Here is a 15,931-nt window from a genome sequence, read left to right on the forward strand (position 1 = left end):
AGGACCTGACCTAGGGCCGCTCTGCCCTCGCCACCCGCAGCCCGTCCCTCGCCGCAGAGGCGAGCGTCGGCCGCGCCTTCTGGGACACGTACTACCCCGACTCGCAACCCCGCGTCACGTCACCGCCCGGGGACCGTTCGCTCGTCCGGCTCGACGGCGGGGCGGGCACCGGGGTCCGGCTCGCACCCGCGCTGGCCGAAGCAGCGATCGGAGTGGTCGAGTGACCGCCCGTGAGGAGATTCATCCCTTGAATCACACCGCGCACACCGGCAAGAACCTGTTGGTGATCGGCGGCATCGGCTTCGGTGATCCGGGGCGCCAACTGCTGGGACGGTTCCTCTCCCAGGCCCGCTCCCGAGGCTGCCGGATCCACATGACGGACCAGGAGATGTTCGTCCGTGCCTGTCCCGAGGAGGCGAAGTCCCAGTTCACATCGCTGGACGTGCTGGATTTCACCGACCCGGCGGCGTGCGTGGCGTGGGCGCTGGCCCGGGAATCGACCGGCATACGGTTCGACCTGGTGGTCACCGCGCGGGACGACGCGCAGCCCGCGGCGGCGGCGGTCGCGGACACGCTGGGACTGCCGTACAACTCCCTCCGGTCGATAGAGATCACGCGGAACAAGGACCTGTGCCGTGCGGTACTGGCCGAGGCCGGACTTCCGCAGCCGCGGTGGCGGCTGTGCGAAGAGGCGCGGGACGCGCGGGAGTTCACGGCCACGACCACCGGCCCCTGGGTGGTCAAACCCCGTGACGGCACAGGCAGCCGCGCGGTACGGCTGCTGAAGGACGCGGGCGGACTCGCCGACGCGATGCGTGAACTGACGGCGTCGGACCGGCCGTTCGTGATCGAGGAGTTCGTGGAGGGTGCCGAGTACAGCGCCGAGGGTCTGTTCCTGCACGGGCAGCCGAAGGTCGTGGCACTCACCGCCAAGGAGACCACGTCGGCGCCCGCGTTCGTGGAGCTGGGCCACGTCGTCCCGGCACCGCTGGGGCCACGGCAGGCGGAGCAGGCCCGTCAGGCCGTCGAACGGGCGGTGGCCGCGGTGGGCCTGACGTTCGGGCTGTTCCACGCCGAGTTCTGGGTGACCGGGGACGGGGTCGTGCTCGGGGAACTGCACTGCCGACCGGGCGGCGACTACATCACCGTCCTGATCGAGCGGGTCCATCCGGGCCTGGAGTACTTCGGCGCCCTCTTCGACTCCCTCTTCGACCCGGAGTTCGTCCCCGACCTGACGGCACACGGCGCGGCCGCGGTGTCCTTCCTCACCGCCGTGCCCGGCAGGGTCACCGAGGTCACCGGCTGGGCCGAAGCGAGTTCCGGTGTCGATGTGGTCCACGCACATCTGCCGCTCGGACCCGGCGACACCGTGTCCGAACTGCGCAGTTCCCTGGACCGGTGCGGTGCGGTCGTCGTCACCGCGGGCACCCCGGAGGCGGCCCGCTCAGCCGCCCATGACCGCGCCCGGACCGTCCGCATCGTGACCACCGACCCCACGCGATAGGAGTACGTACGGATGCGCCTCCACGAGGAGCCCCCGCAGCGGTTTCTGATCTCGGCGGGCTACCACACTCCGAACGGGCCTCTTCATCTCGGCCATCTCGGCGGCCCGTTCCTGCACGGCAACGTCCTCGCCCGGCATCTGGAGAGTCTGGGCCACGAGGTGTGGCAGATCACCGGGACGGACGCTCACGAGTCCTATGTCCTGCTCAGCGCCGTCGTCGAGGGCACCGACCCGCGCAGTGTGTCGGGCCCCCAGCACGCGAGCGCCGAGCAGACCCTGAACGGCTTCGGCATGGGCCAGAGCGCTTTCGCCGACACCGGCGGGCAACAGCTCGCGGCCGACTACGCCCGGCACAGCCACGACATCGCACGGTTCCTCGTCGGGCGCGGCCGGGTCGAGATCCGGAACGTGGACATGCTGCGCTCCCGGCGCACCGGCCGCGTCGTCGTCGGTCCGTTCGCGGTCGGCGACTGCCCGGCATGCGGCGCGGAGGCCGCCGGCACCTGCTGCGAGGAGTGCGGCGTGTGGTTCGGGCCCGAGCGACTGCGCAACACGCGGCCCCGGCTGCCGGTGGACGACGACCTGGAGCCGATCGTGGTGCCGACGGCCTACCTGCGGCTCTCCGATTCCTTCAACGCCAAGGAACTGGCCGGGCACTTCCCCGAGCGCCACCTGCATCTGGCCGACGACTACCTCGCACTCAACGGCCCCTGGCTCGCGCTCTCCCACCCGCTCGGCTGGGGCGTCCCGTGGAACGAACTGCCGGGCCCTCCCCCTGCGGAGGCCGTGCACACCAGCTACGCGCTGGGCACCTACGCCTCCAACCGCATCCTGCGTGACCTCTTCGGCGCCGCGACAGGTCTCGGCGACCCCTTCGCCCATGACTCGGGGATCACCACCGTGCTCACCTCCGGCCTCGACGCGGTCCTGCCCTGCATGTTCCTGTACGGCCTGGCCGACCCGGCCCTCGACTGGCATCCGTACGAACGGCATGTGCTCAACCAGTTCATGCTGCTGGACGGTGAGAAGTTCTCCACGACGAGGCGCCATGTCGTCACCGGCGAGCGCTATCTGGCGGCCGGCCTGGACCCCGGACTCTTCCGTTTCTACGCCGCTCTCCTGACCGACCCGGACCGGCCCGCCGACTTCCGGGTCGCCGACTTCGCCGCGTTCTGCCAGGAGACGGTCGCGGGGCGGTTCGACCGGCTGGTCGCGCAATGCCTGGAGCGCGAGCCCGAAGCCATCGGTATCGCCGACGCGGCGGCGCCTTTCCTACGGGCCCGGGTCACCGCGCTCACGGTCGACGACCCGGACATCCGGGCCGGAGCGCAAGGAGTGCTGGACTGGCTGGCCGCCGGGGAAGGCGGGCTTGCCGCGGAGCGCCCCTACGGGTGGCTGAGGGTGCTGGCCTGGCTGGCCTGGCCCTATCTGCCCGACAGGGCCGAGGAGTTGTGGGGCGCGCTGGGGCTGACCGGGACACCCCGGCTGTCCGAACTGGAACCCGCGGGTGGCGCGGACCCGGCGGCCAGGGCTGTCCCGGGCCGCTACCGGCCACCCGCCATCCCGGCCAGGCAACGCATCGAAGCCCTGCTGGGGCCCGAAGACCAGCGGACATGACACACCCGGTCCGGCCGCAAGCGGCCATCAGCCTGCTCACCGCCGGGAACCTCGCGATCTGGGTCGCCGGCGGCGCCCGGTTCGCCCTCGGGTCGTGGCTGGCCCTGGAACTCACCGCCGACCCCGCCGCGCCAGTATGGCTGCTCATCGCCGAACTGACACCCACCCTGTGTCTGGCGCCGGTGTTCGGACTGCTGATCGACCGGCTCGACCGCAGAAGACTGGCGGCCTGCGTCGACGCGGTGCGTGCGCTCGCCGCGACGGGCGTGGCGGTGTCGGCGGCCACGGGCAGGCTGGACTTCTGGACCCTGGTCGGGCTGGCGGCGGTGGCAGGGGCCGGCGACCAGCTCTCCACCCCGTCGCGGACCGCGCTGGTGCGGCAGCTCTCCGCCGAAGGACAACTGCTGTCGGCCAACGCCCGGATCAGCGTCACGACGCAGCTGGGCAGCATGGCCGGCGTCGCGGCGGGTGGCGTCGCGGCCGACAGCGTACCGGCGGCCACAGCCTTCGCGGCGATCGCGGCGTGCTATCTGATCTCCCTGTGCCTGTTGCTGGCCGTCCGCACCGACAGCCGCACCGCCGCCGCGCGACCGGTCACCCCGAACGAATCGATCCTGGCCGGCTTCCGCACGGCCATGGGCCATGTCCGGGCGGCAGGAGGCTGGTCGAGCCCGTTCCTGGTCGTCATCGTGCTCGCCGCGTTCATCAAGACGTACAACTCCCTGCTCCCGGCGTTCTCCCACGAGGTCATGCACTTCGGCTCGGCCCAGTTCGGCGCCCTCGACGCGGCGTACGCGGTCGGCGGCCTCACGGCCGGACTGGCCCTGGTCCGGCTGACGACGGCACGCTCGGATACGGGGTCACAGGCGCTCCAACGCCAGGCACACACAGGTCTGGTGGTACTGGCGGTACTCACGGGGGTGTTCGCCTTCAGCGGCGGGTTCGGCATGGCCCTCGCGCTCTACTGCGGTATCGGGGCGGCCTTCCAGACCCTGACGGTCTACATGGTCGCCTGCCAGACCCTGGTGCCACTCAGCGTGTACGGGCGGGTGTTCTCGGGGTTCAACTTCGTGGGAACAGTCCTGGTCCTGGTGCTCTACGGCACGGTCTCGGCCGCCCTGCACGTCGTCAGCCCCACGCTGATCTATCTGCTGCTCGCCGTCGTCCTCGCCTGCCTGGCGATCGTCCAGGCTCGCGCGGCGGCGGAAAACGGGGGAATCAGAAGGCCGACCCCGGTCGGCCGGCCCACACGTCACCGTCCCACGAGCGGAGAGACACCCCCATGACATCGACCCTTCCGACGACGACCGCGGCTCCCAACCCGCCCGCGCAGCAGTTGCAGGAACTGCTCAACTCCCTTCGGGACAGCCTTGGTTCACCGCCCTACGGTGTGCTCGACCTGACAGCGGCGCGGGCGAACGCCGGCTACCTGGCCGCGCTGGCGAAGGGCAAGCCCATCCGGATCGCGACAAAGTCCGTACGCTGCACCCGAGTTCTCGACGAACTTCTCCAACTTCCCGGCTACCAGGGCCTGCTGGCCCTCACCCTGCCCGAGGCACTGCGGCTGCACGAACTGGGCTACCGGGACATCGTCGTCGGCTACCCCACCACCGACGCCGCGGCACTGCGACAACTGGCCGCCGACGCACAGGCCTGCGCCGACATCACGTTGATGTTCGACTCCGCCGAGCAACTGGACTTCACCGACTCGGTGATCCCGCCCGGCCGCCGCCCCGTACTACGGGCCTGCCTGGAACTCGACGTGAGCCTGCGCGTCGGCCGTAGCATGCACGTCGGCTCGTACCGCTCCCCGGTCTTCTCCCCGCACGAGCTGCGCGACTTCGCCGCGCTGGTGGCCTCCCGGCCCGGCTTCACGCCGGTGGGCATCCTCGCGTACGAGGGACAGCTGGCAGGGGTGCACGACGGCGGCAACTCGCCGCGGGCGTACGCCGTCCGCCTGATGAAACGGACATCCAGGCAGGAGCTCCTGCCCCGGCGCACGGCCGCGATCCGCGCCGCCCGCGAGATCTTCGAGCCGGAGTTCGTCAACGGCGGTGGTACCGGCAGCATCCCGTACACCGTCGCGGACCCCTCGGTCACCGAGGTCGGAGCAGGGTCGGGGATCTACGCCCCCGGGCTGTTCAGCCGCTACCGGGGGCTGCGGCTGCGGCCCGCCGCGTATTACGCCTGCCCGGTCGTCCGCAGGCCCTCGCCGGGCATCGTCACGGTGGCCGGAGCGGGCTGGGTCGCCTCCGGCGTCCCGGGTGCCGACCGGCTGCCCACGGTGGCGTACCCGACCGGCCTCGACTACCTGCCGCACGAAATGGCCGGCGAGGCCCAAACACCCCTGCGCGGAGACGCGGCGGCCCGTCTGGCGATAGGGGACCTGGTGTTGTTCCGGCACGCGAAGGCCGGTGAACTCTGCGAACGGATCAACGAGTTCGTGGTGGTCGACGGCGGTGAAGTGGCCGACCGCTGGCCCACGTACCGGGGCGAGGGAATCGTTCTGCAGTAACCCGCACAACGAAGCGCAACGAACTGTCACGGGGGAAATCGATGATCGAGGACACGCTGCTCGCCTTGTTCACACCAGAGGGCCGGGAGGATCCCTCTCCGCACTACGCGGCACTGCACGCGGCCGGCCGGGTGGCACCGGTCGACGGCGGACTCGTGGTGGTGTCCGGGTACGAGGAACTGCAACACGCCCTGCGGGAAACGGCGTTGGAAGTGCACGACGCGAGCTTCAACGCCCGCCACCGGCCGGAGATCGCCGTACTGCCGTCGGTCAGGGTGTTCGCCGACTCGATGCTGATGGGCCGGGCCCCCGGACACCTGCGCGTGCGGCGGCTGATGGCTCAGGCCTTCACCCCCCGGCAGGTGGCGGGCCTGACCCCAGCCGTGCACCGGCTGGCAGAGGAACTCGTGGAGCGGCTGGCCGGACTGTGCGCGGACGGCGGGAGCGCGGACTTCATGACCGAACTGGCCTACCCGCTGCCGGTGCGGGTCATCGGCGAACTGCTGGGCATTCCGCCGGCGGACCTCGGACGTTTCCCAGCCCTTGTCCACGACCTGGGCAAGGTGATGGACCCGCTGCTCACACCGGACGCTCTCACCGCCGCCGACCGGGCCGCCGACGAACTCCTCGCCTACTTCGCCGACTTGGTCGCCGAGCGACGCCGCTTCCCGCAGGACGACCTCATCAGCGCCCTCGCACGGGCGCGGGACGCGGACAACGGCAGACTCAGCAACCGTGAACTGCACGCCAACCTGATCCTGTTGTTCGTCGCCGGATTCGAGACGACCGCCAATCTGCTCGGCAACAGCGTGGCCCTGCTGCTGGACCGGCCCCGGCTGCGCGACGCGCTGCGGGTGCCTCGTACCGCCGAAGGCTATGTCGAGGAGGTGCTGCGCTACGACTCCCCCATCCAACTCACCGGCCGCTGGGCCGTCGACGATGTCGTGATCGGCGGCACCGCCATTCCCAAGGACAGCAACCTGCTGCTGCTCCTGGGCGCGGGCAACCGCGACGCAGCACGCTACGAAGACCCCGGCAAATTCGACGCAGCCCGTCCCGACATCAAGCCGCTCAGCTTCGGCGCCGGACCGCACTACTGCCTCGGCGCCCCGCTCGCGCGCCTTGAGGCCCGTACCGCCCTGACGCTGCTGGTCGACCGCATCCCCGGGCTGCGCGCCGCCGGGCCGGCCGTCCGGGGCGACTGGATCACCGTCCGCGGGTTCGCCGAACTGCCGGTCACCGGGGCCGCCCGCTGAACCGGCCGGGGCGTCGGCCCGCGTAAACTCACAGCGGAGGCCATCACACATGACGCCCGGCAAAACGATCACCGGCCTGCGCAAGGCACCGCAACAAGCCCGCAGCAGGGCCCGGGCGGAAGTGATCTTCGCAGCCGTCCGACGGATTCTGGACGCCGAGGGCGTCGAGGCGCTCACCATGCGCCGGCTCTCCACCGAGGCCGGGGTGTCGACGGGCAGTCTGTACCAGTTCTTCGAAGACAAGTCCGCCGTTCTGACCGCCGTGACGGTCCACTACATGGACACCTTCTCCGCGGCCATCGCCGAACTGGTGGAGCGCGCGAGTGAGGCCCCCTGGCCGGAGCTCGTCGGCAGCGTCTTCGACGGCTACGTCGAGCTCTACCGGCAGCACCCCGGTTACCTCGCCATCCGGACCGGCCGCCATCTCACGCCCGAACTGCTGCTCGCCGACACCGACAACAACAACCGCGTCGCCGACGGAGTACGCCGCATCCTCGTCGCCCGCGAGAACCTGACGGACGGCCCCGCCCTGGTCACGGCCTGCCGCGCCGGAGTGTGTGCCGCGGACGCACTGCTTCAGCTCGCCTTCCGTACGGCCCCCGAAGGCGACCCGGCGATGCTGGCGGAGGCCAAGCGCATGGTCGGTCTCTACCTCACGGACATCGTCGCCGACCCGAGCTACCGGGCCGGATGAGCCGGAGAACACCTCAGAAAGCCGTCGGTCTACAACTCCTTGACTTGGTGGGGCGCTAGGGGCCTCAGGACGGTCTGGTCGGCCGGGTCAGGTTGAAGGTCGCGGTGCGTACACGGTCCACGAATCCGTCGGCCGGCGCGGCAGCCAGTCCATGGGCTACGCCCGCGAAACGGCGCAGGGCCTCCATCTGAGCCGGCCGCAGGTCCACGCGCCGCTCGCCTTGCGCGGGTTCGTCCAGGTCCGGTGCGGGGAGGGAGCGGCAGAGCGCGCGTAGACCAGTACGTCGCGTCCGTACGGGGTGAGGCGCGCAGCCCATCGCACGGGCCGTGCCGCTCGCGCGGAGAGTTCGGCACGGGTGGCGCGGTCGGCCAGTTCGGCGAGTCCTTGGCGCCGCACGGGTTCGGCACTCTGCTGAAAACCGGCCGTGTCCATCACTGCTGTGAGGCCGACGCGTCCAAAGACGTGCGTTGTGCCGGGCCCGGACGGAACGAGCGTGCACACGACGAAGGCCCGCGCCGCACGGCGCGGGCCTTGTCCGCCGACTCCGGCTCCACCCAACTCGACTGATCACGGCTGGACAGCGGGGCGATTCTCCGCAGTTGGAGCCTGTCCTGGGGGCGATCCCGGTGCCCCGACTCCGACACGGGCGGCCCGCGGACGACCGGAGCTCCATGCGTGCGAACTGGATGCCGGTTCCTGTTACCCGCTCAGCCGATGAACAGCACCGAGCGGGGGCCTCCGATATGGGCCACCGCGCGGCCGGGGTCCAGGTTCAGGATAAAGAAGGTGCAGTTGACGCCGGAGTAGACGCTCATCGTCTTGTCCGTCTGGTTGGCGATCAGATCCGGCTGTATCTGGAGGTTGATGCAGACGTTGTTCGGCGGGTTGGTGATCCGGAACTCCTGACCGCTGACCGAGAAGTACCGAAGCGCTCCCGTAGCGGCCTCAGCGTTGGTGGACAGGCCGACGGCCACAACGGCTGCCGTACCAACCGCCAGGCCGAGCCTGCCCAGGCGGGCGAGTATGCGCATGAAAGGTCCTCGTTCCCTGCGTGGCGCCGACGCCCTGAGGTCCGGCAGCCAAGTGAGAGCCCCGCTCGGGGCTGATGTGTGTTTCCGCCCTGCAGACCGGACCGGCGACCCGCCGCACCCGGCTTCCCGCGGTGCCCTCCTCCTTGTCCGGGCCCAACCAGGGCGCTGCGCGGCAGTCGGCCGAGGTTCGGAGCCCGGGAGCCGACATCCTCCACGCACTCCACGCCGGTCGACCCGACCCACGCCCCCCGTGGCCAGGCACTCAGCACCCGCCTGAAGTCGGCGGAATCCGGCATGTCCCTCATCTTGGGAAGGGAGCCAACTGCACGCCACGCATGTGCCGCTCAGCGGACCGGAGCGTCTGCCTCCGCGCAGCCCGTCTGTTGCGGCTGTCCGGGACGGACACGACCAGGTGGCCATACCGTCGGCGCAGGGCTGCGCTGGAGTCCGTGTTCGCCACCCGCCGGCTGTCCTTGCGAGACCGCCGAAGCGATCGTCGTCGGGGGTTGGTGGTGCGGTTGGCCGACCGGAGCGGTGGTACGGGCGCCGGCTGCAGGACCTTCCGCCGGTCGGGCGCGCCGTGCGGATTCTGTTGTCGGCACGCTCCACAGGTCCGTAGCCGGTGCCCGTACGCGAAGACCACCCCGTAGGCCACCGGACCGGCGGGGCTGCGTGTTCCCGGCCCGGTGGACCGTGCCGGGAACACCCTCCTCAACTCCCGTGGTCTGTAAGGAGTTCTGCACCACGCGGCGCGGTCGCCGATCACCTCGGCCACGAGAAACGCCCAGGCCGGGAGGAACAACGGCACCACCCGCAACGGCACCCGGTCACAGGCCGTGCCGACCGGCGTCCGCCCGGCCGACGTGAAGCACGTCGACCTCCTCCTCGCCCGCCGATATCCGGCCGCAGAGGCGTGGAACGAGGAGCGCGGACGAGATCCCTGAGGAGCGGACCTGGCTGGTGGCCGGAACCTTGTCGGGCTGTCTTACGCGCGCGTAGCGTGTGTCGTGACCTGGTGCCTGAGAGGTGTCGTCACGGCGACGCCGGCCAAGGGCTGACCGGCCAGGGAGAGTGCGCGGACGGTGTGCGCGTCTGATCGCCGGGGGTTGTCGTGGTGACGTTCAGACTTCTCGGGCCCGTCGAAGTAGTGGGCCGCGGCCCGGTCGACGTAGGTCCTCCGCAGCGGCGGAGCGTGCTGGCGGCGCTCGCGGTGGACGCCGGCCGGGCAGTACCGCTTGAGACATTGATGAGACGTGTATGGGGTGAGGATCCGCCGGAGGGGGCGCGCCAGGCGTTGTACGCGCATGTGGCCCGCATCCGGCAGGTGTTGGCAGCCGCCGGGGCCGTCCGCACGCCGGGCCTGCTTCGGCGCAACGGTGGTTACGTGCTGGACACCGACTCCGAAGAGGTCGACCTCCACCGGTTTCATCGCCTGGTCGCCGACGCCCGCAGAGCCGGCCGGGGCGCCGCCGAGCAGGTGACGATACTCCGTGAGGCTCTGGACCTGTGGCACGGGGAACCGCTCGCCGGACTGTCCGGGGAGTGGGCGTCGCGGATGCGCGACACCTGGCAGGGGCAGCGGCTGGACGCGGTCACGGCGTGGGCCGACGCGGAGATGGCGGTGGGCAACCACGCGGTGGTGATCGGCCGGGTGCCCGAGCTGATCGGCGAACACCCGCTCGTGGAGCCGCTGGTGGCCGTGCTGATGCGAGCGCTGTACGAGGCGGGGCGCGGTTCCGAGGCCCTGGAGTGCTTCGCCGAGGCCCGGAAGCGGCTGGCCGAGGAGCTGGGCGCCGATCCGGGGACCGAGCTCCGGCGAATCCACCGGGCCATCCTGCGGGGTGCCCCCGAGCCGGCTCAGGCCACGGATCCGCCGCCTTCGGCACGGCCGCGGTCCGCGCCGGTTCTGGCGCGTCTGCCCCTGGACGTACCGGCTTTCACCGGCCGGGAGGAGGAGCTGGCCCAGCTCGACAAGATCCTCGCGGAGGGCATCGGCAGCCCCGCGGTGGCGGTGGTCTCGACCCTCTCCGGGACCGCGGGCGTAGGAAAGACAGCTGTGGCCGTCCACTGGGCGCACCGGGTGGCCGACTGGTTCAAGGACGGCCAGATCTACCTGAACCTCCATGGGTTCGAGCCTTCGCGGCCACCCGTGACCCCGGCGGAGGCGCTGCCCCGATTACTGGAGGCGTTGGGCGTGCTCCCCCAGCACATGCCGGTGAGCCCGAATGCGCAGGCCGGGCTGTACCGCGGCATGCTGGCGGGACGGCGGATGCTGGTGATGCTCGACAACGCCCGCGACGCCGAACAGGTACGGGCGTTCCTGCCCGGCAGCCCAGGGTGTTTCACCCTGGTGACCAGCCGAAACCGGCTCTCCGGTCTGATCGCCCTGGAAGGCGCCCGGAGTCTTGTCCTGGATGTGCTGCCCGCGGCGGAGTGCCGACGGCTGCTCGCCCGCCGGATAGGGGCCGAGCGCGTGATGTCCGAACCACTGGCGGTGGACGAGATCGTGAGCCATTGCGCGCGGCTCCCGCTTGCCCTGGTGATCGTGGCGGCCCGCGCGGCGATCGAACCGCGGCTCGGCCTGGCCCGGCTCGCCGCTGAACTCCGGGACGCCCAGGGCTCTCCCGACGGGCTGGACAGCTTCGGCGACGAGGACACGCGGGCCGACATACGGGCCGTGTTCTCCTGGTCGTACGGCACCCTGAGCCCGCAGGCCGCCCGGATGTTCCGGCTGCTCGGCGTGCACCCCGGCCCGGACATCAGCGTGGCCGCCGCCGCGAGCCTGGCCGGGCTCCCCGTCCAGCACGCGGGCCGACTGCTGACCGTGCTGGCCGACAGTTGTCTGGTCACGGAGTACTCGCGCGGCAGATACGTACTCCACGACCTGTTACGGATGTACGCCGCTGAACTCGCCGGCACCGCGAACGCCGCCGACGAGACGCAAGCGGCCAAGGACCGCGTGTTCGGCCACTACCTGCACTCCGCCCACTCCGCGGACCGCATGCTGGATCCGCACCGCGACCCGATCGCACTGCCTCCCGTGGTCCCCGGCGTCTCCCCCGAGCACGCCGCGGACCACGGAGAGGCTCTTGCCTGGTTCACAGCCGAGCACCCCGTGCTCCTCGCGGTGGTGCACCGGTCGGGCACCGCCACGCAGGCACCGGATGCCCCGATCTGGCAGCTGACCCGCGCCCTGAGCACGTTTCTGCAGCGCCGCGGCCACTGGTCCGACTGGGCCGCGGCGCAGGAGGCCGCGCTGGACGCCGCACTGCGCTCGGCTTCCCCGGTCGGCGAAGCCGACGCCCACCGCGGCCTCGGTCGTGCGTACACCCGCCTGATGCGGCTGGACGACGCGCTCACCCACCTCACCCGCGCCCTGGACCTCCACAAGGCCCTCGGCGACCGTACCGAGCTGGCTCACACCCACCTCGACCTGGCCCGCCTGCACGCCCGGCGGGACGCCTATCGCGAGGCCCTGGCCTGTGCCCAGGAGGCGCTTGACCAGTACTCCTCCTTGGGTCATCGGGCCGGACAGGCCCGGGCCCTGAACTCGGTCGGCTGGTATCACGCGCAGCTCGGCGACCACCGCCGATGCGTTGCGTTGTGCGGGCAAGCTCTGGAGCTCTTCACCGAACTCGGCGTCCGCGACGGGCAGGCGGACACTTGGGACAGCCTCGGCTACGCCCACCAGCACCTCGGCGACCACCGCCAGGCCGCGGCCTGCTACGGCAACGCCGTCGCGCTGTTCCACGATCTCGGGGACCGCTACTTCGAGGCCGACGTGCTGGTCCACCTCAGCGAGAGCCACCGGGCCGCCGGCGAGGGGCAGGCGGCACAGCGGGCCGCCCGGCGCGCGGCGGACATCCTCGACGAACTCGGAGTGCCGGACTCGGACGGCGTCCGCGCCCGGCTGCACCGCCTCGGCCTGCCGGCCGGCCCCGGAGAGCAGGCCGACACGCCGGGCCACGGCCGGGACCGGAGTGCTCCGGGTCAGAAGCCGCAGTAGGACAGGGAGCCCCTGGTGACCCCGTCCGAGTTCTTCGGCAGCAGGGAGTCGCTCACCCACCCGTACGTGCCGTCGGTGACGTTGTAGAGGTACGTCCAGGTGCTGGAGGCGGTAGCGGTGAAGCAGTAGTAGTTCAGGGTGTTCTGGTTGTCCGCGTAGCCGGTGATACCGCAAGAGGTGCTGGACCCTGAGCGCATGTTCGCGGCGACGCCCGCCGTCTGCCTCACATAGGCGCTCCCGTCGATGTTGGTGCCGGCCTTGCCGCAGGCCGCCGCCGCGGACGCGGGCGCGGCCAGTCCCAACACGGCCGCAGGAACGGCGAGTGCGGCCACCGCGGCGGACGCCAGACCGTACTTCGCTATCCTGGAGCTGAAGTTCGTGTTCACTTTTTCCTCCCATGCGCGCTGACGTGCGATGACGTGCATCATCGGGACCGTCCGCTCCAGTGGCCGGTACGGTCGCCTCGGTGCACGTGACGACGATGGGCAGGTGTCCTTGCCGGAACCTTGTCGGAATCTTGCTGCCTGTCCTGCCGCTCCCAGGCCCCGCCGTCGGAATCCCGCATGTGACGAGGCGCTCCGGAATCGCAGGCATCGGTGAAGACCCATGAACTCGTAACAGGATCAAGGGTGTTGCGCTCCCCGGGCCCAGCATTAGGGTCCTGTCATGGAGATCATCAAGGGCGCAGGCGTGTGGACGCACCCCGGCGAAGCGGGCAACGACTGGATCGAACAGTTACGGACGTCGGACCTGTCGGTGGGAACGTACTGCATCCCGGTCGGCGGGCTGGATGCCCAGAGCCCGCACACCGAGGACGAGATCTACGTCGTCACAGCCGGACGCGCCAAGATCGAGACACCGGGCCGGACGGACGAGGTGCGTCCCGGGGCGGTCATCTTCGTGCCGGCCGGTGAAGAGCACCGCTTCACAGAAGTGACCGAAGACCTGGTGCTGCTCGTGGTGTTCGGACCTGCGTACGGCTCGCGCTCGCCCAAGTCCTGACGATTGGGAGGTGGCTCTCCTCGGACGTCGTCCGCGGCAAGGCTTCTTGAACTGGTGGTGCAGGACGAGGTCTGCTCGACGACGTGGCGGAGCTTGCCCAGGCCCGTGATGTGCGGAGCGCCCTTGCGGGAGATCGGCGGCATGATCGGGCGGCGCCACAGCTCAAGCTCACTCCACACGGCCTTCGAGTCGTACGCCTTGTCACCCGGGGCGGACTCGGGCCGACGCCTTGACCGGCCGGGCCGCCCGGCGACGGCCGGGATGCCGTCCACCAGGTGGATGGTCCGGGTGACGTCGTTGACGTCTGCAGCGGTCGTCATGACGTGCAGCAAGGTTCCCTTGCCGTCGCAGATCAGAGCGTGCCTGCTGCCGGCTTTCCGCCGGCCGACCGGCGACGCACCGGTCGCGGCACCTCTGCATCTCGGTGAGCAGCAGGCAGTGCAGTTGCTCGAAGACCCCGGCCTTCTGCCACGGTCTGTTCAGCCTTGCCGCCGCCGACGGCGGAGAGTTCTCACGGTGCCGCTGACGGCCACGAAAAAGGAGCCTCCGACCACCCACGGCACGTGTGAAGCAAACGATGTCGTGGGGTCGTAGAGCATTCGCGACACTGCTACCCCGAGCAGGCCGCCCATCAGCGTGATCCCCCAGAGCGCCAGCAGGAGTGTCCAACCATTCCGAGCACGCAGCCAGTCATTCACCTGATCATCATGCACTCACCGTGCCGCCGAAAACAGGGCAGTTGGGGTCTCGGTGGGCGGACAGCTCATCTCCGGTCGCGCCCTGCCGCCGACGGCGAGGCGATGGCCGTCGGGTAGTCGTCCGGGGTGCTACGGAGTGATCGGACGGTCCGACAGGTGGCCGAGCCTGGTGAAGAAGGCGCGGTAGAGGGGCTCGTCGGTGGTCGGGATGTCGACGGTGACCAGCAGGCGTCCGCGGCTTGTCTTGCTTGCGTAGAGCGGTTCGTCGAGTTCCGCCACGTTGCCGAAGTGCAGCCGGGTCAGGCCGTCCTTGCGGGCCTCGGCGCGCACCTTGAGCCAGCTCAGCGGAGCCCGGTAGGACCCGATGGTCCGGTTGCGCCGGAACACCTCGAAGATGCCGTGATCGACCCGCATATGTACATCGCCATGCTCGAAGACCACCGGCTCCACGTCAGACCACCCGTCGATCGGCGAGCGCGGCGACTTCGGTGAAGTACGCGCGGAACAACGGCTCGTCGCTCTTCGGCACGCGGACCACCTGCGTGGAGCGGTACCGGAAGGCGAGCCGCTCGGTGCCGTAGAGGGCGGCATGCGGATCGCGTACGACACCGAGGATCAGCTCGCCCGGCGTGTCCGGTTTCTTGTAGTGCACCAGCGCCCCGAGCCAGGACAGCGGAACCCGGAATCCGTGCTCGATGCCGTCCAGTGGGAACAGTTCGAACACCCCCCGGTCCACGCGCACATGCAGGTTCTCGTAGTCGAACGTGAGCGGATCCATGGAGGGAACGTACTCCAGTTCATATCGCTCGTCGGGCGTCACAGCAGCGCCGTTCCGACGACGACCGCCGCCACTCCGAGGAGTAACGCCACGAGGCTGCAGGCGAAGTCGAGTGCGCGGGAACGGTGTTCTGCCGCGAGGTCCGGGGTGAAGACGGCGGGGTCGTCGGCCGTGTAATGGATCGTGACGTCCCGGCCGTGGGAGTTCACCGGGTCGGGCAGCTCGTCGGCGCAGTAGGCGGTGACGGTGGTGCCCTCGTGGGTGGTGAAGGTGATGACCGGTGTGTGGCTGGTGCTGGTGTGGCCGTCCTCGTCGGTGCTGGTGTCCGTGAGCACGGCGATGACGCGGCCCTGAACAGGGGGTTGGGAGGCCAGCGCGTCGATACGGCGGCACCAGACCGACGTAGATCAGGAAGACCGCGAAGTTCATACGGGTGATTGTGCAGGGCTCGGGTGACGGCCGGTTGATCTCCAAGTGTCTGCCTCCGGCCTCACTTGAGGCCCGAGCTGCCGCCAGTCGAGAATCCGCGTCGGACCCGCACTCCCCGCCGCTCTTCCCGTCCCGGCGTCACGCGCGGCGTCCCGGGATCTGCCTGTCGTCCGGACGCCGAAGGGCCCGGACCACGACCCGTCACCCGGCCGAAGAACCCCATGTCCGGGGCCCGACACTGTCGCCGCCCGCACCGTCCCAGTGTGCGGCCGCGAGCACAGCGGCAGCCGCGCCCGTTCCGAGTACGGCGCCGGCGACGACGTCGCCCGGGTAGTGCACCCCGGTGTGAACACGGGAGTAGCCGACGGCGCAGGCCAGCAGGCCGAGAGGGACCGCGACGG

General features: G+C 70.5%; 15 protein-coding genes and 1 pseudogene. 8 read left to right on the forward strand and 8 right to left on the reverse strand.

Annotated elements, in window-relative coordinates; all coding sequences use genetic code 11:
• Nucleotides 1-247: 247 nt before the first annotated feature.
• Genes R6V09_RS26450 through R6V09_RS26475 form a run of 6 tightly spaced genes read left to right on the forward strand, consistent with a single transcriptional unit; the run spans nucleotide 248 to nucleotide 7,586 of the window.
• Complete coding sequence (locus R6V09_RS26450; protein WP_317883925.1) at nucleotides 248-1,504, forward strand: ATP-grasp domain-containing protein; 1,257 nt, start codon at nucleotides 248-250, stop codon at nucleotides 1,502-1,504.
• Between the two features lie 12 nt (nucleotides 1,505-1,516).
• Entirely contained in the window at nucleotides 1,517-3,121 is a 1,605-nt protein-coding gene (locus R6V09_RS26455) for a class I tRNA ligase family protein (protein ID WP_317883926.1), read from the forward strand.
• Nucleotides 3,118-4,407 carry an MFS transporter gene (locus tag R6V09_RS26460; protein ID WP_317883927.1) on the forward strand — a complete coding sequence of 430 codons (1,290 nt, stop codon included), beginning with the start codon at nucleotides 3,118-3,120 and terminating at the stop codon, nucleotides 4,405-4,407. Before R6V09_RS26455 ends, R6V09_RS26460 begins: the two co-directional genes overlap by 4 nt.
• Nucleotides 4,404-5,636, forward strand: a complete 1,233-nt coding sequence (locus R6V09_RS26465; protein WP_317883928.1) for an alanine racemase — start codon at nucleotides 4,404-4,406, stop codon at nucleotides 5,634-5,636. The genes R6V09_RS26460 and R6V09_RS26465 overlap by 4 nt, the downstream gene beginning before the upstream one ends.
• 41 nt (nucleotides 5,637-5,677) lie before the next feature.
• Nucleotides 5,678-6,892 carry a cytochrome P450 gene (locus tag R6V09_RS26470; RefSeq protein WP_317883929.1) on the forward strand — a complete coding sequence of 405 codons (1,215 nt, stop codon included), beginning with the start codon at nucleotides 5,678-5,680 and terminating at the stop codon, nucleotides 6,890-6,892.
• Nucleotides 6,893-6,941: 49 nt separating this feature from the next.
• Complete coding sequence (locus R6V09_RS26475; protein WP_317883930.1) at nucleotides 6,942-7,586, forward strand: TetR/AcrR family transcriptional regulator; 645 nt, start codon at nucleotides 6,942-6,944, stop codon at nucleotides 7,584-7,586.
• Nucleotides 7,587-7,650: 64 nt separating this feature from the next.
• On the opposite strand, the gene R6V09_RS54425 is transcribed toward R6V09_RS26475, so the two are convergent.
• The gene (locus R6V09_RS54425) at nucleotides 7,651-7,794 is read right to left on the reverse strand and encodes a hypothetical protein (RefSeq protein ID WP_327096482.1); all 144 of its coding nucleotides are present in this window, start codon (nucleotides 7,792-7,794) and stop codon (nucleotides 7,651-7,653) included.
• A 499-nt stretch (nucleotides 7,795-8,293) separates the two neighbouring features.
• Complete coding sequence (locus tag R6V09_RS26485) at nucleotides 8,294-8,617, reverse strand: hypothetical protein (RefSeq protein WP_317883932.1); 324 nt, start codon at nucleotides 8,615-8,617, stop codon at nucleotides 8,294-8,296.
• A 1,147-nt stretch (nucleotides 8,618-9,764) separates the two neighbouring features.
• Between R6V09_RS26485 and R6V09_RS26490 the strand changes: the two genes are divergently transcribed.
• Nucleotides 9,765-12,623: an AfsR/SARP family transcriptional regulator gene (locus tag R6V09_RS26490; RefSeq protein ID WP_317883939.1), complete on the forward strand. Its 2,859-nt coding sequence runs from the start codon at nucleotides 9,765-9,767 to the stop codon at nucleotides 12,621-12,623.
• On the opposite strand, the gene R6V09_RS26495 is transcribed toward R6V09_RS26490, so the two are convergent.
• Nucleotides 12,608-13,009 carry an SH3 domain-containing protein gene (locus R6V09_RS26495; RefSeq protein WP_317883933.1) on the reverse strand — a complete coding sequence of 134 codons (402 nt, stop codon included), beginning with the start codon at nucleotides 13,007-13,009 and terminating at the stop codon, nucleotides 12,608-12,610. The two genes, R6V09_RS26490 and R6V09_RS26495, sit on opposite strands and share 16 nt — an antisense overlap.
• A gap of 280 nt (nucleotides 13,010-13,289) precedes the next feature.
• Here R6V09_RS26495 and R6V09_RS26500 point away from each other — a divergent pair, with 280 nt between their 5' ends.
• On the forward strand, nucleotides 13,290-13,625 hold the full coding sequence (locus tag R6V09_RS26500) for a cupin domain-containing protein (protein ID WP_317883934.1): 336 nt from the start codon (nucleotides 13,290-13,292) through the stop codon (nucleotides 13,623-13,625).
• A 173-nt stretch (nucleotides 13,626-13,798) separates the two neighbouring features.
• On the opposite strand, the pseudogene R6V09_RS54680 reads toward R6V09_RS26500, so the two are convergent.
• The 5 genes and pseudogenes from R6V09_RS54680 to R6V09_RS26520 all read right to left on the reverse strand — a co-directional run.
• Nucleotides 13,799-14,020: pseudogene (locus R6V09_RS54680) on the reverse strand (transposase); the annotation flags it as partial.
• 432 nt (nucleotides 14,021-14,452) lie between these two features.
• Nucleotides 14,453-14,737: a hypothetical protein gene (locus R6V09_RS26505; RefSeq protein ID WP_317883935.1), complete on the reverse strand. Its 285-nt coding sequence runs from the start codon at nucleotides 14,735-14,737 to the stop codon at nucleotides 14,453-14,455.
• Between the two features lie 37 nt (nucleotides 14,738-14,774).
• Nucleotides 14,775-15,101: a hypothetical protein gene (locus R6V09_RS26510; protein ID WP_317883936.1), complete on the reverse strand. Its 327-nt coding sequence runs from the start codon at nucleotides 15,099-15,101 to the stop codon at nucleotides 14,775-14,777.
• A gap of 38 nt (nucleotides 15,102-15,139) precedes the next feature.
• On the reverse strand, nucleotides 15,140-15,436 hold the full coding sequence (locus tag R6V09_RS26515) for a hypothetical protein (RefSeq protein ID WP_317883937.1): 297 nt from the start codon (nucleotides 15,434-15,436) through the stop codon (nucleotides 15,140-15,142).
• 295 nt (nucleotides 15,437-15,731) lie between these two features.
• On the reverse strand, nucleotides 15,732-15,931 hold a 200-nt coding region (locus R6V09_RS26520), incomplete at its 5' end, for a phosphatase PAP2 family protein (protein ID WP_317883938.1).

The sequence above is a fragment of the Streptomyces sp. W16 genome (assembly GCF_033194735.1).
Classification (GTDB): domain Bacteria; phylum Actinomycetota; class Actinomycetes; order Streptomycetales; family Streptomycetaceae; genus Streptomyces.

Bases quoted from the DNA above. Each gene is read 5' to 3' on its own strand.
- R6V09_RS26505 (WP_317883935.1), bottom strand. From the start codon at position 14,737: ATGCGGGTCGATCACGGCATCTTCGAGGTGTTCCGGCGCAACCGGACC.
- R6V09_RS26465 (WP_317883928.1), top strand. From the start codon at position 4,404: ATGACATCGACCCTTCCGACGACGACCGCGGCTCCCAACCCGCCCGCG.
- R6V09_RS26475 (WP_317883930.1), top strand. From the start codon at position 6,942: ATGACGCCCGGCAAAACGATCACCGGCCTGCGCAAGGCACCGCAACAA.
- R6V09_RS26500 (WP_317883934.1), top strand. From the start codon at position 13,290: ATGGAGATCATCAAGGGCGCAGGCGTGTGGACGCACCCCGGCGAAGCG.
- R6V09_RS26485 (WP_317883932.1), bottom strand. From the start codon at position 8,617: ATGCGCATACTCGCCCGCCTGGGCAGGCTCGGCCTGGCGGTTGGTACG.
- R6V09_RS26470 (WP_317883929.1), top strand. From the start codon at position 5,678: ATGATCGAGGACACGCTGCTCGCCTTGTTCACACCAGAGGGCCGGGAG.
- R6V09_RS26455 (WP_317883926.1), top strand. From the start codon at position 1,517: ATGCGCCTCCACGAGGAGCCCCCGCAGCGGTTTCTGATCTCGGCGGGC.
- R6V09_RS26510 (WP_317883936.1), bottom strand. From the start codon at position 15,101: ATGGATCCGCTCACGTTCGACTACGAGAACCTGCATGTGCGCGTGGAC.
- R6V09_RS26460 (WP_317883927.1), top strand. From the start codon at position 3,118: ATGACACACCCGGTCCGGCCGCAAGCGGCCATCAGCCTGCTCACCGCC.